Source organism: Nocardia altamirensis NBRC 108246 (assembly GCF_001612685.1).
Classification (GTDB): Bacteria; Actinomycetota; Actinomycetes; order Mycobacteriales; family Mycobacteriaceae; genus Nocardia; species Nocardia altamirensis.
The window spans coordinates 1-21,566 of sequence record NZ_BDAY01000125.1 but is presented as its reverse complement, the minus strand read 5'-3'; the positions used below and the strand labels follow the sequence as shown (position 1 = coordinate 21,566).

General features: G+C 67.9%; 22 protein-coding genes and 1 pseudogene. 8 read left to right on the top strand and 15 right to left on the bottom strand.

The genetic code is table 11. The features are described from left to right. Positions 1–139: 139 nt before the first annotated feature. The 8 genes and pseudogenes from NA11_RS42055 to NA11_RS42020 all read right to left on the bottom strand — a co-directional run bounded on the left by NA11_RS42055 (position 140) and on the right by NA11_RS42020 (position 8,830). Entirely contained in the window at positions 140–415 is a 276-nt protein-coding gene (locus NA11_RS42055) for a hypothetical protein (protein ID WP_245746568.1), read from the bottom strand. 8 nt (positions 416–423) lie between these two features. Beyond that, positions 424–720 carry a hypothetical protein gene (locus NA11_RS42050; RefSeq protein ID WP_069167701.1) on the bottom strand — a complete coding sequence of 99 codons (297 nt, stop codon included), beginning with the start codon at positions 718–720 and terminating at the stop codon, positions 424–426. Positions 721–772: 52 nt separating this feature from the next. Further along, complete coding sequence (locus tag NA11_RS42045) at positions 773–1,441, bottom strand: hypothetical protein (protein ID WP_069167700.1); 669 nt, start codon at positions 1,439–1,441, stop codon at positions 773–775. After that, positions 1,438–2,316: a MinD/ParA family ATP-binding protein gene (locus tag NA11_RS42040; protein ID WP_069167699.1), complete on the bottom strand. Its 879-nt coding sequence runs from the start codon at positions 2,314–2,316 to the stop codon at positions 1,438–1,440. Before NA11_RS42040 ends, NA11_RS42045 begins: the two co-directional genes overlap by 4 nt. Before the next feature lie 16 nt (positions 2,317–2,332). Then, complete coding sequence (locus NA11_RS42035) at positions 2,333–3,307, bottom strand: DUF8176 domain-containing protein (protein WP_069167698.1); 975 nt, start codon at positions 3,305–3,307, stop codon at positions 2,333–2,335. 54 nt (positions 3,308–3,361) lie between these two features. Continuing rightward, on the bottom strand, positions 3,362–4,987 hold the full coding sequence (locus tag NA11_RS42030) for a cutinase family protein (RefSeq protein WP_069167697.1): 1,626 nt from the start codon (positions 4,985–4,987) through the stop codon (positions 3,362–3,364). 361 nt (positions 4,988–5,348) lie between these two features. Further along, positions 5,349–7,462 (bottom strand): annotated as a pseudogene (locus NA11_RS42025) (RelA/SpoT family protein). Between the two features lie 453 nt (positions 7,463–7,915). Next, positions 7,916–8,830 (bottom strand): alkaline phosphatase family protein, encoded by a 915-nt coding sequence (locus tag NA11_RS42020; protein WP_245746567.1) that lies wholly within the window; start codon positions 8,828–8,830, stop codon positions 7,916–7,918. Positions 8,831–9,170: 340 nt separating this feature from the next. Between NA11_RS42020 and NA11_RS42015 the strand changes: the two genes are divergently transcribed. Further along, positions 9,171–9,893 (top strand): metallophosphoesterase family protein, encoded by a 723-nt coding sequence (locus tag NA11_RS42015; RefSeq protein ID WP_245746566.1) that lies wholly within the window; start codon positions 9,171–9,173, stop codon positions 9,891–9,893. A gap of 123 nt (positions 9,894–10,016) precedes the next feature. Further along, positions 10,017–10,868, top strand: a complete 852-nt coding sequence (locus NA11_RS42010; protein WP_218023491.1) for an isocitrate lyase/PEP mutase family protein — start codon at positions 10,017–10,019, stop codon at positions 10,866–10,868. A gap of 97 nt (positions 10,869–10,965) precedes the next feature. On the opposite strand, the gene NA11_RS42005 is transcribed toward NA11_RS42010, so the two are convergent. The 4 genes from NA11_RS42005 to NA11_RS41990 form a co-directional block, all read right to left on the bottom strand. After that, complete coding sequence (locus tag NA11_RS42005) at positions 10,966–11,568, bottom strand: hypothetical protein (RefSeq protein WP_218023490.1); 603 nt, start codon at positions 11,566–11,568, stop codon at positions 10,966–10,968. 66 nt (positions 11,569–11,634) lie between these two features. Next, a complete protein-coding gene (locus NA11_RS42000) occupies positions 11,635–12,261 on the bottom strand; it encodes an NUDIX hydrolase (protein WP_084655565.1) in 627 nt (208 codons plus the stop codon). Positions 12,262–12,314: 53 nt separating this feature from the next. Next, entirely contained in the window at positions 12,315–13,571 is a 1,257-nt protein-coding gene (locus tag NA11_RS41995; RefSeq protein ID WP_069167694.1) for an adenylosuccinate synthetase, read from the bottom strand. A 25-nt stretch (positions 13,572–13,596) separates the two neighbouring features. Next, the gene (locus NA11_RS41990) at positions 13,597–14,544 is read right to left on the bottom strand and encodes a hypothetical protein (protein ID WP_069167693.1); all 948 of its coding nucleotides are present in this window, start codon (positions 14,542–14,544) and stop codon (positions 13,597–13,599) included. A gap of 124 nt (positions 14,545–14,668) precedes the next feature. On the opposite strand from NA11_RS41990, the gene NA11_RS41985 reads away from it, so the two are divergent. The 3 genes from NA11_RS41985 to NA11_RS41975 all read left to right on the top strand — a co-directional run bounded on the left by NA11_RS41985 (position 14,669) and on the right by NA11_RS41975 (position 16,696). After that, entirely contained in the window at positions 14,669–15,055 is a 387-nt protein-coding gene (locus NA11_RS41985; protein WP_069167692.1) for a RidA family protein, read from the top strand. A 78-nt stretch (positions 15,056–15,133) separates the two neighbouring features. After that, the gene (locus NA11_RS41980) at positions 15,134–16,162 is read left to right on the top strand and encodes a saccharopine dehydrogenase NADP-binding domain-containing protein (RefSeq protein ID WP_069167691.1); all 1,029 of its coding nucleotides are present in this window, start codon (positions 15,134–15,136) and stop codon (positions 16,160–16,162) included. A gap of 54 nt (positions 16,163–16,216) precedes the next feature. After that, positions 16,217–16,696, top strand: coding sequence for a YbaK/EbsC family protein (locus NA11_RS41975; RefSeq protein WP_069167690.1), 480 nt, complete (start codon positions 16,217–16,219; stop codon positions 16,694–16,696). 54 nt (positions 16,697–16,750) lie between these two features. Here NA11_RS41975 and NA11_RS41970 read toward each other — a convergent pair whose 3' ends face one another. Then, on the bottom strand, positions 16,751–17,251 hold the full coding sequence (locus NA11_RS41970) for a winged helix-turn-helix transcriptional regulator (RefSeq protein WP_069167704.1): 501 nt from the start codon (positions 17,249–17,251) through the stop codon (positions 16,751–16,753). A gap of 53 nt (positions 17,252–17,304) precedes the next feature. On the opposite strand from NA11_RS41970, the gene NA11_RS41965 reads away from it, so the two are divergent. Both NA11_RS41965 and NA11_RS41960 read left to right on the top strand, forming a co-directional pair. Beyond that, complete coding sequence (locus tag NA11_RS41965; protein WP_084655562.1) at positions 17,305–17,757, top strand: nuclear transport factor 2 family protein; 453 nt, start codon at positions 17,305–17,307, stop codon at positions 17,755–17,757. A gap of 9 nt (positions 17,758–17,766) precedes the next feature. Next, positions 17,767–18,120: an MmcQ/YjbR family DNA-binding protein gene (locus NA11_RS41960; RefSeq protein WP_069167689.1), complete on the top strand. Its 354-nt coding sequence runs from the start codon at positions 17,767–17,769 to the stop codon at positions 18,118–18,120. 52 nt (positions 18,121–18,172) lie between these two features. On the opposite strand, the gene NA11_RS41955 is transcribed toward NA11_RS41960, so the two are convergent. Then, the gene (locus NA11_RS41955; protein WP_069167688.1) at positions 18,173–19,762 is read right to left on the bottom strand and encodes an ABC-F family ATP-binding cassette domain-containing protein; all 1,590 of its coding nucleotides are present in this window, start codon (positions 19,760–19,762) and stop codon (positions 18,173–18,175) included. A 166-nt stretch (positions 19,763–19,928) separates the two neighbouring features. After that, positions 19,929–20,531, bottom strand: a complete 603-nt coding sequence (locus tag NA11_RS41950) for a DUF4291 domain-containing protein (protein ID WP_245746565.1) — start codon at positions 20,529–20,531, stop codon at positions 19,929–19,931. Between the two features lie 68 nt (positions 20,532–20,599). Here NA11_RS41950 and NA11_RS41945 point away from each other — a divergent pair, with 68 nt between their 5' ends. Continuing rightward, entirely contained in the window at positions 20,600–21,424 is an 825-nt protein-coding gene (locus NA11_RS41945) for an alpha/beta fold hydrolase (RefSeq protein WP_069167686.1), read from the top strand. Positions 21,425–21,566 lie beyond the last annotated feature (142 nt).

The window sequence follows — 21,566 nt, the reverse complement described above, 5'->3', positions numbered from 1 at the left end:
GCCGCAGGCCCGCGCAACGACCGCAGCACGGCCGCCCGCGGCGGCTGTCCTGCGGTGCGCTTCGAGCGCGGACGAACGGCAGCAGGCGGGGTGGGTGCGCGCCGCAACCTGGAATTCATGCTTGTCCCTGACCGGTGGCTCACGTCGGGAGGAACGCCAGTGCGATCCCCGATGCTGTGCTCGCCACGATCGCCCCGAGCAGGCTCATCAGTACCCCGTGCGACGCGTCGTTGACCGCCATATCGTCACGGAAGGCGATCCACAGCTTGCCCGCGGAGACGATCATCCAGGCCAGGCATACCAGCAGGACGAACCACAGCAGCCAGTTGAGCAGCTGCATGAGCGGCTGCAGCACCTCGGCGGGCATCTGCTTGTAGGCCAGCAGCTCGACTGCCGACACGCGCGCGGAAGACATGGCGGACATCAGGTTCCGATGACGGCGTTCATGATGGTGCCCGCGCTGGTCGCCACGACGCCACCGATCATGGCTCCCGCCACCATCTTCGGCGATTCCAGCCCGCCACCTGTCCACTTCTCCCACGCGAACTTGCCGCCGGCGTAGACGATTCCGCAGATGCCGGACAGCAGCACGAACCAGGTCAGGTAGCGAACCAGCTGCAGGATCTTCTCCGAGCCGGGCGGCGCCTCCGGGGTCGGGTTACCGACCTGTGCGAGTACGGTGCCGTACGTGTCCTGCACGGCGAGGAGAAGCATGCTCATCGGGTGCCTTTCTCGAAAGTTGTTGCGTCAGTCGCCAATTCGATGCCTGCGTTCATTGATCGGGCGCCTTTCTGCTTACCCGATCTTGCACCGGATCGTCGAGGTCCGCCTCCTCCAGTGCCGTTCGGGCTGCCGCGACGATGTCCGCGCCGAGTTCTCTGACATCGAGCGGCACCTCCTCCAGCGGGTCGATCTTGCGCTTCTTCTGCGGCATCGGGTCGCCCGGTGACCACACCGGCAACTTCTCCGGTTCTACCAGCGTCCATTCCTCGTACCACGGGACCTGCCACAACTGGCCTGCCAGCGAGCCGACCACGTCGCGGTAGCGGCGGATCTCGGCGGGCAGGCGGCCGGGGCGCGCGGCCACGGTGATCAGGCCGAGCACCTCACAGGAACCGGCGAAACCCGAATGATGTTGGCGCAGTAGATCATGCGCCCGGGTGAGGCCTGCGATGGTCTCCCTGGCCACCAGCACGACGAAGGGAGACTCGCGGTCGAAGACGCCGGGCCAGCGGCGGCCCGAATCCGCCGCGGGCGCAAGCACATGCGCGAGGCTACTGGCTCCCGCACCGCCGTGCACACCGAGCAACCACACCAGCGGCGCGCGGCCGACCCCCGGCACCGGACGATCCCAGATGGGCGCGCGACGCGACTCCGGCGGGGCAACGACACCGACGGGCGCGGATTCGGTCTGACGTCGAAACTTCATGGCGGCGGTCATGATGCCACCCCGGCGAGCAGACGCCCATAGGCCCGGCGCGTCTCCAGCGACAGCGACGCGTGCCGGACCAGTTCGCCCCTGGCCAGGTGCGGGTCGTACGGAATCTCCCTGATGTCACGGACCCAGCCGGACAGGTGCTCACGCAAATGGTCGGCAACTCGCGACTCGCCGCCAGGATGCTGGTGCGACACAACGATGGTGGTATCGCCGACGATGCCGCCGCCCTGCCCCTCGGTCGAGTCACCGAACTGGTCGTCGAGCCATTCCAGGGTGACACGCAGCCGGTTCGCGGCATCGGTGCGCGCCGGAATGGCAAGCACCAGCGCGATGTCGGCGTCGTCGAGCAACGGGCGCAGCTGCCGTCCGGCAATCGGGTTGCCACCGTCGTAGACGGCGGTGAAGCCCGCGTCGTACACCGCCCGCGCCACCGTGAGATAGGTCGCACGCCTGCGCAGCGGCGCCGCGTCGCGCCACAGCAGGCCGATGCCCGAGGTCGCGCGTGAGAGGCATTCCTTCAGCGGGGCAGGTTCGTCGTCGCCGCGACCGTATAGCCACGACTGCAAGCTGATCGGGTGCAGGTGTTCGTCCGCGCCGCGCAGCGCGAGGTCGCTGCCCGCCGCCGTCGCGTCCACCGCGACCGTCGGGGTGCCTGCCATGCCGAGCTCACCCGCAATGCCGAGCGCCGTCGTGGTGGTTCCCGCACCACCGCAACCACCGACCACCAGGATCGGGCGCTGCAGCGGCTGTTCCGCACCGGAACCACCGCCCTTGCCGCGCCGCAACCGCACCACCGGAGCCTTGGAGCGCGCAGGCCGACCCGACGGTGCACCCTCATCGGGTGCCTCGTCGAGCCAGCGGCTCCAGTCCTCTCCCATCGCTTCCTGCTCTCCTCTATCCGGCCGTGATACCCGTGATCACTGTGCGGCCGTCGATCACCGCGGTGGTGACCGTCTGCTTGTTGTACGTGGCGGGCACGCCGCCTGGCCGGTACTCGGTGACCTCCACCGAATACCGGTTGTCCGCGAGCGTCACGACCCGCACGCAATGCGCGGTGCCCGCCGGGATGGTGTCGATGCCGCGCTGAATGGTCGCGGCCGGTGAGACGTTCGCGTCGGGGGCGACGACCGCCCTGACCCGCTCGCCGGAGCGCTCGACGTAGTACGCGTACTGGAACCGCAGGATGGCGTCGGGTCCCGTTGTGGTGCCGCCCATTTCGGCGCTGCGCAGCACCGAGACGCTGCGCTCGGTCTGGCAGTCGCCATGCGACCGGTGCGTGGTGACGCCCGCCTGCGACCTGCTGCGCAGGCTGTCGACGGTGACGCCGGCCTGCGCGCTGCCCGCGAACTGCACCGGGGACGAGGACGTCGCCACCGGGCGCGGGGCAGCTCGCGTGTTCGAGGAGTTCAACAGGAACAGCACGCCCGCGGCCGCGGCACCGAGCAGCAGCACCGCGATGACGAGCACGACGAACACCCGGCCGCGCCGCGAACGTCGCGCGCGAGCCTCCACTCGCAAGGCACTGGACGAGCGTCTAGGCCGCTCGTCCAGGTGGTCGTCGTAATCGTCGTCATCGGGCCAGGGGAAGCGGACCAGGTCCGCGTCGCGTTGCACGTAGTCGTCGTGCGGGCCGGGCGCCCTGCCCACCCAATCCGACCAGCCGCCGGTGAATTCGGCGCGGTGCGCGGCCAGGTCCGGTGGGACGTCCTCGGGCGGCGGCTCGTCGCGAATGTAGTGCGGGTAACGAGCGGGGCCATCGTCGGACAGCGGCTCGGCGCTCGCCTCGCCGGGCAGGATCGGCGGCGGCGCACCGGTCTCCGGCTCCAGCGCGCCGTACCAGCGCGACAGGTCTTTGTACGACTTCAACATTCCCCCATTCCCGCTGAGCGAGGCGCGTATCGCATCGTCGGACCCTCTCGGCGATCAGTTCGTGGAGAACGGGTAGGTGTTGGCGGTACCGGGTCGTTCGGTGGGCGGAATCGACGTCGCGCCGCCGGATGAGGCGCCGTCGGCTCTCCCGAACGGAAATTGTCCCGTACCGGACGAATTCGGCGTAGTCGACGCGCCGGATTGCTCTCCGAAGAATCCGGTCGGCGGTTTATCGACACCGCCGAGCGGCCTGCTGTTCATGCCGAATACGCCGGCGATATCGCGCGCGACCGCGGCGAGCCAGTCGGCGACGAACTGGGTGGGCGCCGCACCATTCGCGGCGACCGTCGCGGTGTTGTACGCATGATGCCTTTGCACGGTGTCCCAATAGCGCACCCAGGTGGCGGTGTTGAGCAGTTCGCTGTTGTCGGTGATGTTCTGGACGACCGCGTCGAATGCCTGGTTGACCAACCGGACGCCGGTGGTCGGCGGCACCAGTTGGGTAATGGCGCCTGCCAGTTTGGTGCCGAGCGACAACAGCGCGGCAGGCGGATTCGACAAGCCCGCCGTGGCGAGTTCGGCGATGGCCGCCGGGTTGATCACCGATCTGACCACGGTGACGACCGCGTTCAGACCGAGCATGCCGACCTTCAGCAGCGCCTGCAGCGCGGCGGGCAGGTCGAGCGGGGTGCGCGGGTCGGCGGCGTCGGCGAGGCGCTCGGAGATCGACTTCTTCGGCGAGATGGTCAGATTGGCGAGCGAATTGCCGTGGAAGTCCTCGTTGACCACCTTGGTCGCGGTCTTGATCGAGGTGTAGGCCAGCGCCTGGGCGATGGAGACCAGCGAGGTGATCGGGTCGCCGCCGCTCAGCGTGGACTGCCCGACAACGTTGGTGACCGCCTTGAGAATCGGCGCACCCTGCGGTGCGTCACAGGCCAGGTCGCCCGCCGCACAGAAACTGGCGACGCGTCCGGTGAGCGCGCCGAAATTGGCCGCCTTGTCGCGATCCGGTCCGATACCGCCGCCGGTGGCAGGCGCCTGCGGCAGCGCGGCGATGGTTGCGAGCCGGTCACCGTGGGTGCCCGGCGCCGGGTCGGGGGTTGCCTTGCCCGGCGAGCCAGGAAACAGCGGTGCGCCGGGGTTGCGGGTCGGGTCGCCGAACAGCGCGACCGCCGCGATCTTTTCGGCGGGCAGCACGCCGTTGCCGTGGCCGACCTCCTGCGCGAACACCGAGGCCACGTGCGCGCCTTGCGAATAGCCGACCACCGCGAATCTGGTGTCGGCGCAGCGGTCGGCCACCGCCTTGGCCATGGTGCGCAGCCGGACCAGGCCGCCGGTGACCGATTCCGCGTACGGCACCGCGCTGCCCGCGGTCACGCCGCCGAAGCCGGATTCGTAGGGGACGTAGGCGCGATCGACCAGGCCTGCGTCGGCGGCCTTGGCCAGCATCGGACGAAAGACGGTGGACAGCATGCCGGTGTCGGTCGAGGGCGCGGCATCCGGCGACGATTCACCGGTGCCCTGAATTCCCAACGCGTACAGCGCCGGACAGGCAGTCAGTGCGATGTTCGTCGGCGGGCTTGCGGGATTGGTCGGCACGGCCGCGGCATTACCTGCCGTTGCCACAGTTACGGCGAGTGCCGCCAGCACCCCCGTGACTTTCGCCGCACCATTTGTCATAGCGATCCGCAATCAATCCGTGTTGCCGCAGCTTTCCTCAACGCCATGAAACGCAATAGACGGTAACAGATTCCGGCAATAGCTGAGGCATCGCCGAAAAGATTGTTCGAACTGCCGAAAGGCGCACGACACATTCCGGCGTGCCGTTGGTCACCCGTCGGCAAGTTTCCGATCACCGGAAAGCAGGGGCAACCGCCTGGCGATCCACCCGCCACCCGAATTCCCCACCGGGACTCCGGGTTCCGATCGACCGACGACGCCGGCATTCGGACAGGTATTTCGCGCACGGAATCCGATAGCTCAGCGCTATCTGGACGCGCGACTTTGTGACACGTCAAGGGGAGATGACCCCCGCGGCGACTCAGGCCGCGGAGGTCACGCGGTAGACGTCGTAGACGCCTTCCACGTTGCGCACCACGTTCAGCAAGTGTCCCAAGTGCTTCGGATCGCCCATCTCGAAGGTGAACTTGCTGATCGCGACCCGATCGCCGTGCGTGGCCACCGACGCGGACAGGATGTTCACCTTCTCGTCGGCGAGCACCTTCGTCACATCGGAGAGCAGGCGGGTGCGATCGAGCGCCTCGATCTGGATGGCGACCAGGAACACCGAGGACGGCGAGGGCGCCCACGCCACCTCGATGATGCGTTCGGACTGGTCACGCAGCGATCCGGCATTGGTGCAGTCGGTGCGGTGTTCTCCACGTCACCGATGCCGCCGAGCTGCGCCATCAGCCGCTGCACGACGTGATGCGCGGAAACCTGATGCTCGCCGACCGCGGTGTACAGCGTGGAGATGTCGGTGTAGTGCAGTTCGTGCGCGACCGCGGTCATCGCGTCGACGCTCATCAGGCGCTGCAGCGGCAGCCCGACGCGGCGCACCTCCTTGGAGATCTGCTCCTTGCCGTTTTCGAGGGCTTCCTCGCGGCGCTCCTTGGCGAACCACTGCCGGATCTTGGCCTTGGCGCGCGGGGAAACCACGAAGTTCTGCCAGTCGCGGCTCGGCCCCGCGTTCTGCGCCTTCGAGGTGAACACCTCGACGACCTCGCCGTTCTCCAGCTGCCGCTCCAGCGCGACCAGCCTGCCGTTCACCCTGGCGCCGATGCACTTGTGGCCGACCTCGGTGTGCACGGCGTAGGCGAAGTCGACCGGAGTCGACTTCTGCGGCAACGTGATCACGTCACCCTTCGGGGTGAACACGAAGATCTCCGGCGACTTCAGGTCGAAGCGCAGCGACTCCAGGAACTCGGCCGGGTCGGCCGCCTCCCGCTGCCAGTCGAGCAGCTGGCGCATCCACGCCATGTCGTCGACCTCGGTCGAGTCGTTGGAGTGCTTGCCGCGGGTCTCCTTGTAGCGCCAGTGCGCGGCGATGCCGAACTCGGCGGTGCGGTGCATGTCCTGGGTGCGGATCTGCACCTCGAGCGGCTTGCCGTCCGGTCCGACCACGGTGGTGTGCAGCGACTGGTAGACGCCGTAGCGGGGCTGGGCGATGTAGTCCTTGAACCGGCCTGCCATCGGCTGCCACAGCGAGTGCACCACACCGACGGCCGCGTAGCAGTCACGCACTTCGTCGCAGAGGATGCGGATGCCGACCAGGTCGTGGATGTCGTCGAAGTCCTTGCCCTTGACGATCATCTTCTGATAGATCGACCAGTAGTGCTTCGGACGACCCTCGACGATCGCGTTGATCCGAGACGCCGCAAGGGTATTGACGATTTCCGCGCGCACCTTCGCCAGGTAGGTGTCGCGCGACGGCGCCCGGTCCGCGACCAATCGCACGATCTCGTCGTACTTCTTGGGGTGCAGGATCGCGAACGCGAGGTCCTCGAGCTCCCACTTGACCGTCGCCATGCCGAGCCGATGTGCAAGCGGCGCAATGACTTCGAGGGTTTCCTTGGCCTTCTTCGCCTGCTTCTCCGGCGGCAGGAAGCGCATGGTGCGCATGTTGTGCAACCGGTCGGCAACCTTGATGACCAGCACGCGCGGGTCGCGGGCCATCGCGATGATCATCTTGCGGATCGTCTCCGCCTCGGCGGCCGCGCCGAGGTTGACCTTGTCCAGCTTGGTGACCCCGTCCACCAGGTGCGCGACCTCGGGACCGAAATCCAGGGTCAGCTGCTCCAGCGAGTAGCCGGTGTCCTCCACGGTGTCGTGCAGCAGCGCCGCGACCAGCGTCGTGGTGTCCATGCCGAGCTCGGCCAGGATGTTCGCGACGGCGAGCGGGTGCGTGATGTACGGATCGCCGGACTTGCGGAACTGATGCTTGTGCCGCTCGTCGGCGACGTCGAAGGCACGCTGCAGCAGCGTCAGGTTCGCCTTCGGGTACAGCTCACGGTGCACGCTGGCCAGCGGCTCCAGCACCGGCTTGACCGCGGCGATGCCGCGCTGACCGGTCATCCGGCGGGCGAGGCGCGCACGAACCCGGCGCGAGGCCGAGGTCGGCACCGCGGCGGAGGCGCCGGACTGGCGCGGGGGTATGGAATTGCTTACGGGCGGGCTGGCCAGGGTGCCGTTCCTCGGCTGCTCGTCCCCGGTGGCGGCACCATTCGACAGCGGGGCGCCCGCCGATTGCTCGACATTCGCCCCGCCCAAGTGCTGCGTCATGCCGCCACCTCTCAGTGCCTCGATCGGACCACCCTATCCGACCGCTGCAACCGCCCAGACCACCAACTTTTCAGCATGCCCGAAAACCCCGGTGGAGTGTTCGGACACCACCCTTCTCGGGTGTCCCCTCGCTGTAAGGGCGAAGGTTCCTGCTTCAACGGCCCCAGTTCCACCAGTCCGAGAAGCTGGACCGGCCAGCGCCGAGACCTCCACAGGCGTTGATGACCCGGCCTCCTGCTTGGAGGGCCGGGACGTCGTTTCCGACGTAACACCCACAATACTGCCCGACACCGACAAAGTTCCGGCCGCTCGGCCGCGACGCGGGGCCTACCGGATCGTGACGGGCCCGACGGGGTCGCGGGTGATCATCGACTGGCCGTCGAAGTCGGGGCTCGCCGGGACGCGCAGCAGCTCCACGACGGTCGGGGTGACGTCGACGAGGGTGTAGCGAGACGTGGTCGTACCTGCGGCGAAGTCCGCTCCGCGGCCGATCACGAAGTTGGTGGTCTCGTCCGCGGACTGACCGCCGTGCCCGCCCTTCGGGGTGTGACCGTGGTCGGCGGTGACGAGGATCGTCCAGTTCTCGGCGGGGTTGGCCTTGGCCCGGGCGTCGACGGCGGCCACGATGCGGCCGACCTGCTCGTCGATGCGGGTGACCGCGTCGAGGTAGGCCTTGGACGCGGCGCCGTCGCTGTGCCCGGCGTGATCGACCTGATCGAGATGGGTGAAGAGCAAGTCGGGGGCGAACTTGGTGATGGCGCCGACGACGGCGGTGGCGGTGGCCGCGTCGGTCTTGGCCTCGTCGGGGTCGTCCGGGACCGGCGGGGTGGAGACGACGACGTCGGCGCGTGGATTGCCGCTGCCCGCCATCGTGGCGATCTGATCCCAGGTGGCAATGGAGTGGGTCTTGAGCGCCGGGTTCGCCCGTTCGAGCTGGGTGAACACCGTCGGGTACTTCGCGAACGGCGCCGCGGTGAAGTTGTTGTCCTTGATGCCGTGCTTGCGATCCCACACGCCGGTCAGCACGCTCGCCCATGACGGGCCGGAGATGGTGATGTGCGGCGCGATCGACGAGCGGCTGAGCAACCCTTCGGCGCTGAGCCGCAACAGGTTCGGCGCCTGCACCCGCAGCACCTTGTCGTACATCAGCCCGTCGAGCCCGATCACGACCACCTTGTCCACGCGGGGTTCGGCGTGCGCCACCCCTGCGGTAGCGGTCAGTGGGAGTACCGAGACAGACATGATGGCAAGGACTTTAGCGACAGCCCGCCCGACTCCCCCGTACGGGCCGGGGCGGTGCTTCGCTCGCTTGCCGCGCTCGTTCATAGTGCGAACGATGCGGGGCGAACCGGTCGGGCGGTAGCCGCACACGCCACTGTTCATTGACGTTTCATCGCTCGCGCCACTGGCTGTTGCCCGGCTGAACAGGCACTGAACTCTCGATAGCCGGAAGCTATGCCAGCAGCTCACCGGCGGGTAGCGCGGAGGTGAACGCGATATTGCGGTTGACACCTCGATCATCGTGTGGCTCGCTGGCTTGGTGCAAGCCGATTCCGCGCGGCCGTCCGTTCGCATCGCCGCCGTGGCGGACACCCACCTGCGTCCCGCCGTCGCGGGCCGGTTTCGTCCCGACTTCCTTCGGCTCGCCGAGCATGCCGACGTGCTGCTGCTCGCCGGTGACCTCACCGACGGCGGCACGCCTCGCGACGCGGAACTGCTGTGTGCCGAGGTCGCCGACCTGCCGGTCCCGGTGGTCGCCGTGCTCGGCAATCACGACCACGATCGCAAGCTGGCATGGCGAATCTCGGCCCAGCTGACCGACATCGGCGTACACATGCTCGACGGCACCGCGATCACGCTGGAATGCAACGGGATTCGGCTCGGCATCGCCGGGGTGATGGGCGGCAGCGGCGGCTTCCCCGGCCATCCCGGCACTCCAGATGTCGGCACCGAGGAACACCGCGCCAGGATGCTGCGCGGACCCGTCGACGCCGAGCGGCTGCGGCAGGCACTCGACACCCTCGACACCGACATACGCATCGCCCTCATGCATTTCGCTCCGGTGATCGACACCATCGTCGGCGAGTCGGTCAAGTTCTATCCCGGCCTCGGCTGCCACGAACTGGCCGAAGCCGTCGACGCAGGGCGCGCCACTCTCGCCCTGCACGGCCATGCGCACAGCGGTACCGAGCTCGGCAGCACCGCGGGTGGCGTCCCCGTCCGCAACGTGTCGCATCCGGTGCTCGGCCGCTCCTACGCGGTCTATCACGTCGGGCCGGACCGGGTGCCGCACCCGGACAGGTAACTCGGAAAGTGTTGATGTCCAACGGCTCCAGGCGATCCGGGTTGTCGAACACAGGCGCTGAGAGCTGTTTCGGACTACGTTCGTCACGACGGGTAATTGGGGACACACTCGCGAGGAGTCATCGTGGCAAACGACATTCAGCCGATCACCGAAGCACAGCACCGCGCGGCGGCGGCATTCCGGGCACTGCACGAGCACGGGCTGTTCGTGCTGCCGAATGCCTGGGATGCGGTGAGCGCGGCCCTGATCGCCAGAGCAGGCGCTCCGGTCATCGCAACAACCAGTGCGGCCGTTGCCTGGTCGCTCGGCCGCGGCGACGGTGAGCAGCTGACCAGGGACGAGATGGTCGCCCACGTGCGCCGCATCACGGGGGCTGTCGATGTGCCGGTCACCGCGGATGTGGAAGGCGGCTACGGACCCGCGCCCGAGGATGTCGCGGCGACCGTTGCGGCCGTGGTGGCCGCAGGCGCGGTGGGGGTGAACCTGGAGGACTCCAACGCTCCCGGCGGCGGGCTGTTCGACCCGGTCGCCCAGTCCGACCGGCTGCGGGCGGCCCGTGCCGCCGCGGAGGCGGCGGGCCTGCCTGAGCTGGTGATCAACGCGCGCACCGACGTCTATCTGTTCGGAATCGGTGCGCCGGAAGGCCGATTCGACGATGTGCTCGCCAGGGCCGCCGCGTATGCGGAAGCGGGCGCGGACAGCCTCTTCGTGCCGGGACTGCTCGACCTCGCGACACTGACCGACCTGGTCGGCAAGACATCGTTGCCGATCAATGTGATGGCAGGGCCGGGCGGACCGACCGTCGCGGAGCTGGCCGCCACCGGTGTGCGCCGGGTGAGCGTCGGGTCGGCGCTGGCCCAAGCGGCGTACGCCAGGGCCGAGGCTGCGGCTGTCGAACTGCTGCAGCACGGCACGTACACGGCGTTGGCGGACGCGCTGGACTTCGGCTCGGTGCAAGGGCTGTTCCGCCGCTGACTATCCGTCGGCATGATCACCACCGCAGGGCAGAGCGTGCATCCGCTCTGCCCTGCGCCGATTGTCCTGCTTCAAGCCACCTGGCGGTGCCCAATGCTCAACGCGGGTAGCCGATTTGAGCGATATCTTCGTCGAGATCGGCGAGCTCGAGATCGGGGTCGAGCTCGGCGATCACCTCTTGGGTGAGCGGTCGCAGCGCAAACACGTGCTGCACGATCGACAGTCCGAGGTCGAACTCGTAGTAGTCCTCGGCGAACTCCTGGTAGGCCTCGGGCGTGCCCTCGACCAGCACGTCGAAGAGTCCTTCCCCGCCGCGATCGGCGACCGAGATGCCCCAGGCCGGGTCGGCGGGCTCGCGCCAGAAGCACACGGTGACAAGCGGTCCGACCTCGTCGCCGAACGCGGGCTCCTCGACACAGGACGCGAACGCGGCGGGCACCGGATCGAGCACCTCGGGCGCGTTGGGCGCCTCGTGGTCGAATCCCTGGCCGTAGACGCCTGCCGCGGCGAAGACGATGAACCACTGGTTGCCGGAGCCGTCGCGCATCGAGGCCAATTCCTCGCCCTCGGCCCAGCCGCTGTCGAACGAGTAGAACCGGTCCTCCCACTCGGGGCTGAGAATGGCGTCGAGCATCGCCAGTGCCCGACAGCGGTCACGCAGGGTCGGGATGTCGGGAAGTCGAGAGAGAAGTTCTTTCACGGCGTCATCCAAAACCATTTCGGCCAACCGCGCGTATCCGGTTGGCGAACAGCAGGTTTCGGCCAACTACTCCGGCGAGCCGAACGCCCAGACCGCCGCGGGACGGCCGGTCGCCTTGACGCGTCGTCGTTCGGTGGTGCGGGCCAGGCCGGGCAGGGCGGCGAGGGTGCGGTTGAGGTTGGCCGGATCAGGGCGAATGCCGGACAGCGCGGTGCTTGCCGCGACGGCGCGGGTCGCGGGGAACTCGTCGCCGAGCAGCGCCCTGGTGAAAATCAGGTCCTTCCACAGGAGTTGGGCGAGCAACCCGCGTGATGCTTCGATGATCCGATTGTGATCGAAGGCCAGCTCGGGCACCTCGTCGAAGGCCACCCACTGTGCAGGCCCCTCGTGTGGCCCGACCACCGCCCACATCGCGATCGACAAGGTCGGACCGCGCGGATCGCGGTTCGGTTCGTCGAAGGTCACCAGCTGGCCCACCGCGCCGATCGCCGCCTCCGGCACACCGAGTTTCGTGTGCACCGCCCGGTGTGCCGCCGCGGCCAGCCGCTCGCCACGGCCGAGCAGCACACCGGGCAGCGCAAGCGCGCCGGCAAACGGCGCCAAGGCGCGCGGCGCGATCCCCGCACGCACCCCGGCGTCGTCGCCCCAGAACCGCAACGCCACCACGTCCACCGAAACCACCGACTGCTCCACGCCGCCAATCCTGCCGCACCCGAGCGGCGCATCCGCGCTCGGCCGATCGAGTGTCATGCGGCGGCGGCGCAGGCCTCGGTAGCGGTGCGGTGTGCGCGGGTCGGGCCGTTCGCGGTCAGCACGACCGGGGTGTCGAGTGCCTGCGCCAGCCAGGGGATCACGTCGTCCGGCATTTCGGTGAGGATCGGGTAAGCGGTGGTCAGCAGATCGGTCATGCGCTGCTGGTGGTCGAGGTCCTGCCAGGTACCCGGTTCCAGGTGGTCGACGGTGCCGTTGTCGGTGCCGTATTTCGTTGCCGCGTAACGGATTCCCGGCGCGTCCAGGTGAGTGACGGCGAGGCCGTCGATGCCGCCTGCGACGGTGATCGTGTAACGCAGCAGGAGTAGATCGAGGTGGCCGAGGCGGAAGGCGCCTTGATAGCGGCCAGTGGTGTTGTGCGGCTCGGAGACGTCCACGGCGTGGTCTTCGGTGGGGAACGGACCGGCGCCGTGCCGGGTCATGTAGGTGCGGGTTACACCGAGAACCTCAGCGGTAGTGCCTATTTCGGCAAGCAGAGCGTGCGCGTTGCGTGGTTCGACCGTGGACCAGGTGGTGTGCGGGTGGAAGCCGCGCCACTCGTCGAGCAGCACGCCCTGGGCGCCTTCGAAGACCAGCCTGCCGCGCCTGGCGAAGCGGGCGAGCTGGTCGCCGCCGACGATCGCGACGGCGGCGGCGAACTCTCGGTACATGTCGACCAGGTCGTCGATCGGCTCGTAGCCGTGCGCGCTCGTGGCGACGAGGCTGCCGTAGTGCGCGGCCAGTGCCCGGAGCTTGTCGCGAAGAACCTTGGGCCGCAGGCAATCCGCGACTCTCGGCGCATCGTGGTCGAGCGCGTACGCGGCCGTCTCGCCGATCCCCCGTCCGCACGAACCGTGCCGCGAGGAACCCCTCGCGTCCTCGCGGGCACGGTTGGCGGCGATGTGGATCGGCGTGGTGAGCAGTGCTCGACCGTCGATGCGCAGCAGGGACAACGGATCGGGCACACCGAGCACCGCCAGTTGCCGCGACTCCCCCGCCAATGCGATCGGCTCGACCAGCATGTGCCGCGACAGCAACGTCGGCACGCCAGCGAGCGTCCCCGACCCGAACTGGGCGAAGGTGTGATGCCGCCCCTCGGCGATCACATTGTGTGCCGCCTGCGCGCCCCCGTTGAACCGCACGACGGCCGCTACGTCGAGTCCCGCGTCCGCGGAGCACAGCCAGTCGACCGTCGCTCCCTTCCCCGCGTCGCCGAAGCCGAGGTCGACGACGATGATGTGCGAGTCGAACATGCTGTGCTCCTTGGTCTTTCCGCGCTCAGCTACGACCGCTCGGCAGCGCGCGGATCCGCGGTCCGTTGGTGGACAACGCCTTGCCGACGGAGGCCGCCTCGGCCGCCGAACCGATATCGCGGAGGTCGGCCAGGCCCGAATCCATGTCGACACGGCCCTCTTCCAGGCCGATGGTCAACGCGATGAGCTCGCAGACCGCAGCGGGATCGTCGAGCTTCATGAAGCTCTGGCCGAGCAGCCCGCGCCAGTGGTCGGCGATCTCCGGATCGTGGTAGTAGCTCGACTCGTTCGGCAGGATGTAGTAGACATGCCAGCGCTGCATCAGCTCTCGGTAGATCGACTCCACCGAGACATCGCGGCGCACCGCGTCACCGATCACGCTGCGGATGTGCCGCGACGCCAGCTTCGGCTTGTTCAGCTCGTCGCCGATCAGGAACAGATAGCCCTTCTTGCCGCGCTTCTCCCACGCGTCGGTGACGATGTGGGTGGCCATGAAATATCCGGCCAGCTCATAACTTTCGGACTTCTGCCCGCCGCCACCGCCCTCCAGCAGGATGTTGCGCAACTGCTCGTCCATCCGGTTGTCGGACTCGAACTGCCCGACCTGCAACGGAACCCGGTCGGTGTCGGCGTCGCCGACGGCGCCGAACAGGATCTGCGGATCGTCGGCATAGCCCTTGCTGCGCAGCAGCCCGTGTAGCTTGCCGAGCTTCTGCTGCATGATCCTCGGCACCCGCCCCATCGAGCCGGTGACGTCGAACAGCACCGCGATGGGCAGCGAATTCGCGTGGTCGGCCGAATCTCGGCATTCCCGCGCGCCCACCCCCAGCGGATCGAGGGTCGGATGCGCCTGCCAGTTCTCGTACGGCTCCCCCTGCATCTCGGCGGTGTAGCCGAAGTCGTCGAGTCCCCGGCTGGCACGGAAGGTCTTGGCCGCCCGGTAGGCGGTGTCGTCCCAGCTTCCGTATCCCATGTGATCACTTCCTCTCGTGAACTAGTTTTAGTGTATGCGACCAAAACTAGTCCGGTCAAGATCCGATCCCCCGCCTGCGAAATTCACTGTCGCCGAATTCTCTTGGCTGGCAAGATCGGAGATCGTGGAGCTCGAACCGCGCAACCCGACCGAAGGCGTCTACGCCGCCACCGACGACTACGTGCATGCGATGGAGGTCCGCGGCGCCGAGCGGCTGCTCTTCGTCTCGGGCACCATGGGCCTCGACCCCGAAGGGAAGCCGGGCGCCGACCTCGCCGCACAGCTCGACCTGATCTGGACGAACCTGCGCGCCATCCTCGCCTCGGCAGGTATGACCGTCGACAACATCGTCCGGCTGACCAGCTACCTGCGCGACGCCGCATACGCCGAAGCGAACGCCGCCGCCAGAGTCGCCGCACTGGGCGGCCGCACCGTCCCGACCACCGCGATCGTGGTGCAGACCCTGGAAAGCGACTGGCTGGTCGAGCTCGAGATCGTCGCGGCAGGCTGACCCGCGCCGCCGGGAATGCCCCGCGGCCACGGCATGTTGGTTCGACTCGACACCTTTCCAGCGTTGAGGAGACCCCCCATGCCGTCGACCGTGACCGTTTTCGGCGCCTACGGCCACACCGGCCGATTCGTCGTCGCCGAACTGGTGCGGCGGGGCTGGACACCCATCCTGTCCGGCCGCAACGAATCCCAGCTGCGCGACCTGGCCGCCGCATATCCCGGCCTTGCCGTCCGCCCGGCGACCGTCGACGACCCCGACGCGCTCGATCGCGCATTGGCGGGCAGCAGCGCGGTGGTCAACGCCGCCGGGCCGTTCGGTGACACCGTCCCCGCACTCGTCGAGGCGGCGCTGCGGGCAGGCGTCCACTATGTCGATGTCGCCGCCGAAGTCGAGGTGGTCGCGAAAACCGTTGCCACCTATCAGGATCGCGCTGCCGCCGCAGGCATCGTCCTCGCGCCTGCGGTCGCCTTCTACGGTGGGCTCGGCGACCTGCTCGCCACCGCAGCGGTGGGTGATCTTCCCGCGGTGGACGAGATCCACCTCGCCTTCGCGCTGGACAGCTGGATCCCTACCCCTGGCACCCGTAAAGCCGGCGTGGCTTCCCGCGGCCGTCGCAACGGCAAGCGTCTCGTCTACACCGACGGGGAGCTCGTGCTGCGCGACGATGCCGCCCCGACCACCGAGTGGACCTTCCCTGCTCCCTTCGGAAAGCAAACCGTCGTAGGCGATTTCACCACCGCGGACAGTGTCACCATCCCCTACCACCTGAAAACCGGTGCACTGCACAGCTACATGACTCCCGACGCGTTGCGCGACCTCGCGTCCACCGACCAGACACCGCCGCAGCCCGCGGACGAATTCGGGCGGTCCGCTCAGCAATTCCTCGTCGAGGTCGTGGTTCGGGCAGGCGACACCGAACGCCGTGCCGTTGCCGCCGGTCGCGACATCTATGCCGTGACCGCACCGATCGTGGTGGAAGTCTTGTCGCACATCACGTCCGGAACACAAGCCGGACTCCATACGGCGGGCCGAATCGCCGACCCGGCCGAGGTGCTGCGTGGGCTGCTGCCCGTCCACCTCGATCTCCTGGAGATCGACGGCAGGTAGGACGCGACGAAAATCGAAGGCCAGGCGCGGTAGCCGCGGTCTAGGATCGCCGCCATGGACGAGATCGCCAGGAAGCCGACCGTACTTGCCGTCGAGGCCGCGCTGCGCGCCGCCGGGGTCACGCCGCAGGTCCGAGTGCTCCCGGAGACCGCCCCGACCGCGGCCGCGGCGGCCGAGCAGTTGGGCTGTCCGGTGGCCGCGATCGCCAACAGCCTGATCTTCGATGCCGAGGGCGCGCCATTGCTCGTGCTCACCAGCGGCGCGCACCGGGTGGATACCGGCAAGGTGGCTGCGCACCTCGGGATCGGCGAACTTGCCCGCGCCAGTGCAGCTTTCGTGCGCACGCACACCGGTCAGGCGATCGGCGGCGTTGCTCCGGTCGGGCATCCCACGCCGATCAGGACGCTGGTCGACGAGACGTTGGCCGCGCAGGAGCAGATCTGGGCTGCCGCCGGGCATCCGCACACGGTGTTCGCGACGACGTTCGCGGAGTTGGTCGCCGTTACCGGCGCAGAGGTTGTCGCGGTCAACTAAGACCTGCGTCGAAGTCCGAGTGGGCTGGAACAGGCTCGGCGAGAAGGCAACCGATCAGCTGGACGGTTCCAGACGATCGCCGATGACCATGGTCCCCTGGCCGCGATGCCCGCCGGGGCCCTGCTGGAAGTGCACGTTGTCGGCGGTCAGCGGCGTCGCGCACTCCCGGCACACGACGACGCCCGCGGTCTCCTTGCCGCAGTCGTTGTGCACGATCAGTGCGGGTGGCCCCTCCGGCCCGGCCATCCAGGTATCGCCCCAGGCGACCAGCATCGTCAGCACCGGAAAGAGATCGCGCCCCTTCTCGGTGAGCAGGTATTCGTAGCGGACCGGATTCGTCTGGTAGGCACGGGTTTCCACGATGCCGTGCGCGCGCAGCCCGTCCAGCCGTGCGGCGAGCACATTCGAGGCGATGCCGAGATCGCGCCGCAGGTCTTCGAACCGGGTCACCCCGGCGAACAGGTCACGCAGGATCAGCGGCGTCCAGCGTTCGCCGATCGCGTCGATGGTGCGCGCGATCGAGCAGACGATGTCGGACAGAGCAACCTTGGGCACCCGCTCAGAATAGTCCATTGCTTTTTGCAAGTGACTGCGGCTAGGTTCGAGACATGGACACGGTGAAGGTAGAAAGCACGACCGCCACGGATTTCGTCGCCCAGTTCTGTGCAGCGACGGCGGCCGCCGACTTCGACGCGATGGTGGACACTCTGACGCCGGATGCCGAGCTCATTTCGCCGTTGTCCGGCCGATTGGTGTTCCGCGGCAAGGACGACCTGCGAGTGCTGCTGACCGCCGCCTACGGCAGCCTCACCGGACTGCGCTGGACCGACCGGATCGGCGACGGTGCCCGGCGCGTACTGCTGGCAGAGGCCACCGCCGGACCGTTCAAACTGACCGAAGCCCTGGTCATCGATCTCGCCGCAGACGGAAGAATCCGCAGCCTGCGCCCGCATCTGCGGCCATGGCTCACCCTCACCGCCCTCGCGGTGCTGCTCTCGCCGCGCCTGCTCAGGCACCCCGGCGTCATGCGACGGGCCATGCGGGGCGCCACCGCCCCGTAGACTGCGGGCATGGACCCGTTGACGCGGATCCGAGCGATCTGCCTGGACCTACCGGAATGCAGCGAACGGCTCAGCCACGGCTGCCCGACCTTCTTCGTCCGCGCGAAAACCTCGTTCGTCAAATACATCGACGGCGGCTACGACGAGCCAGGACCCACCATCTGGTGCCCGGCCCCCGACGGTGTCCAAACCGAACTGGTCGACGCGGAACCCGCACGCTTCTTCGTGCCGCCGTACGTCGGGCACAGCGGATGGATCGGCGTTCGGCTCGATGTCGACCCGGATTGGGACGAGCTGGCCGAAATCATCCACGACGCCTACCGCAAGGTGGCGCCGAAAAAGCTTTCGGCGCAGCTCGACTGAACGCGCAGCCCCTTGGCCTTCAACGGAAGACCGAGGGGTGCAACGTCATTCATCAGCTGACCAGCGTCTCCTGCAACCCGTCGGCAGTCAGTTCCAGCCGACGGGTGACGCCGATGTCGTCGAGGAAGCGCGGGTCGTGGCTGACCACGATCAGCGCGCCCTCGAAACCGGCAAGCGCCTGGGTGAGGTGCTGCAGACTCGGCAGGTCGAGGTTGTTGGTCGGCTCGTCGAGCAGAAACAACTTCGGCGCCGGATCGGCGAGCAACAACATGGCCAGCGCCGCCCGCAGGCGTTCACCACCGGACAGTGCCGCGGCCGCCACATCGGCGTCCGCGCCGCGAAACAGGAAGCGGGCCAACTGGGCTCGGATCTGCTCCGGTGACGCATGCGGCGCCGTCGACGCCACGTTCTCGAACACCGAACGCTGCTCGTCGAAGAGGTCGAGCCGCTGCGGCAGCATCCGCCACGGCACCTTCGGGTGTGCCGCCGAGATCTGGTGCAGCAGCGTGGTTTTGCCTACGCCGTTGCGCCCGGTCAAGGCGATCCGCTCCGGGCCGTTGACCCGGAGCGACACCGTCGGCCCGCACGCGAGCCGCACCCGGTCCAGGTCGATCACGTCCTGGCCCGGATACAGCCGGGTGTCAGGCAGATCCACCCGGATCTCCCTGTCGTCGCGCAACAACTCCTCGGCCTGCTGAAGCTGGTCCTTGGCCGTCTCCAGCTTGCCGATGTGCTGATTGCGCAACTTGCCCGCCGACACCTGTGCCTGCCGTTTGCGTTCGGACATGATGATTTTCGGTTCCCGCTTCTGGTCCCACATCTTCTGCCCGTAGCGCAGCCTGCGATCCAGCTTGATCCGCGTATCGACGAGTTCGCGTGCCTGCTTGCGCACATCGCTGCGCGCGTCGCGGATGGCGGCCCGCGCCGCCTCCTGCTCGGCCTCGATGATCCGCTCGTACTCGCTGAAATTGCCGCCGAACAAACGCATCTCGCCATGCCGCAACTCGGCGATGGTGCTCATGCGTTCCAGCAACTCCCGGTCGTGACTGACCGTGAGCACGGTGCCGGAGAACTGCGCGACCACCTCGTAAAGCCGTTCGCGGGCAACCTGATCCAGGTTGTTCGTCGGCTCGTCGAGCAGCAGGATCTCCGGCTCGGCCAGCAGCTCCGCCACCAGACCGAGCAGCGTGGTCTCGCCGCCGGAGAGCGTCTCCAGGCGACGGTCCAGCTGTTCGGCCGAGTCGGCGACGTAGTGCAGTCCGAGCCGTCCGAGCAGTGCGATCGCGCGTTCCTCGACATCCCAGCGGCTGCCGACGATGTCGAAGTCGGTATCGTCGCCGCCGCCGGATTCGATGCGGTGCAAGGCTTTCCGGATCTCGGCGATGCCGAGCACGGCGTCCACCTGCTGGCCGGCGGCCAGCCCGATGTCCTGGTGCAGGTAGCCGAGATGACCGGTGACCGTGACCGAACCGCGCGCCGGAGTCAGCTCACCGGCGATCAGCCGCAACAGGGTGGATTTGCCCGCACCATTGCTGCCGACCAAGCCGATATGACCGGGGCCGAGCACTCCATCGAGCCCATCGAACACAGGGGTGCCGTCGGCCCAGGAGAAGGTGAGATCGGAAAATGAAATATTGGCCATGGTGACTCCATGAGGACGCTACGGAAAACGCGGTGCGCGAGTGCGGACCGCCCGAATGGCTACCTCAGAAGAGCAACGGCATGACTCCGATCAACGGGAACAAGACTTGTATAGATTAACCACACTTCCGCAGTGCGCGCCAATGATATCTGGATCACACGCCGTGTCAGCCTGCCCCGATCACCTCCGCGACCTGGGCGGTCAGCGGATAGGGCCGCTCGACCGGCACCGCGCGGGCCGCGGCATCGAGCTTCCCATCGCTGACCAGCCGACCGATCCGGTGCGCCTGCTCGGTGACGTCCCTGATCCCGGTGATCCAGCGATCCACGTAGAGACCGACAGCCGGACCGCCGAGCCCGACCTGCAGCGATCGGTGCGCCAACGGCCGGTGCAGCAGATCGCGCTCCGGATCCCATTGGATGCGAACCGGACTCACCCGCAGTCGGTCGAGCCACGCTTGCCGATCCGAATACATCTCCGGCACATAGTGACTCAGGCACGACTGCCATAGCGCCCACTCGAAACCGCTGCGGGTGATCGTCACCGCGAGCACCCGCTCCTGCCCCGGCTTGCTCGCCCACCCCGATCGATACATCATCCACAGGAACGACGGCTTGATCCACGTCATCCGATCCCGGACGAACGGATTCACGAAAGTTCCTGCGGCAACGGCAGCTTCGGCGATCTCCGCGGAATACGCTTGATACACCACCACTGTCGCCGCGTCGTAGTCAGCTCTGACCTGCCGCATCGGCGGCGCAACACTCACCGGCAGATCCTGACACCCCGGCCCCCGCTCGGCAACGGATTGTCGGTACCCACAGCTACCGTGCAGGAATGGTTGCATCCAGAGATGTTCGCCTGCCAGACGGACGGGTCATTCGCGCCTACGACAGCGAGTTCGATGATCGCACGGGAGTTCTGCTGTGGCACCACGGTTCACCCCAAACCGGGCTGCCCCTCGACCCACTCCTGGTCGCGGCCGCCGAGCGCGGAATCCGCCTGCTCTCCTACGCTCGACCTGGTTACGGCGGGTCCACCCGGCTCGACGGCCGCACCGTCGGCGCCGCCGCTGACGACGTCGCGCACGTCGCCGATGCCTTCGGGATCGACCGATTCGCGGTCATGGGCGCCTCCGGCGGCGGCCCGCACGCCCTGGCCTGCGCGGCAGCACTGCCCGACCGGATCACCGGCGCGGTCTGCCTCGCGAGCATCGCCCCCTACACCGAGGAGTTCGACTGGTTCGCCGGCATGGTTTCGCCGGGCGGGCTCCAGGCCGCCCTGCAGGGAACCGCGGCGCGGCAACACTTCGCATCGATCGACGAATTCGACCCTGCCAGTTTCACTTCCGCCGATATGGACGCGCTCGCGGGGCCATGGGCCAGCCTCGGGGCGGACGCGCAACGCGCGGGCGAGGCGGGGACCGACGGGCTGGTCGACGACGATGTGGCGTTCACGATGCCGTGGCACATCGACCTCACCGCGATCACCGCGCCGGTCCTCCTCGTCCAAGGCCAGCAGGACCGAGTGGTTCCGCCCAGCCACGCAGACTGGCTGCACACCCGAATCCCCAAGGCGCAGTTGTGGTCCCGCCCCGAGGACGGGCACGTCTCGATCCTCCGCGAATGCGGCCCAGCCATGGACTGGTTGCTGCAGCTGTAGGAGCGGTGTCCGCGTGCGTTGCAGGGAAGAAGTGTGCTGGGACGACGGTTAGCTCGTGGATCGACGGGAGAGAAATGGTTGCTGCCCCGTTGACCGGAGGGAAATGGTTGCTCATCGACGTTGAGCGGAGTCCTATGGTTGC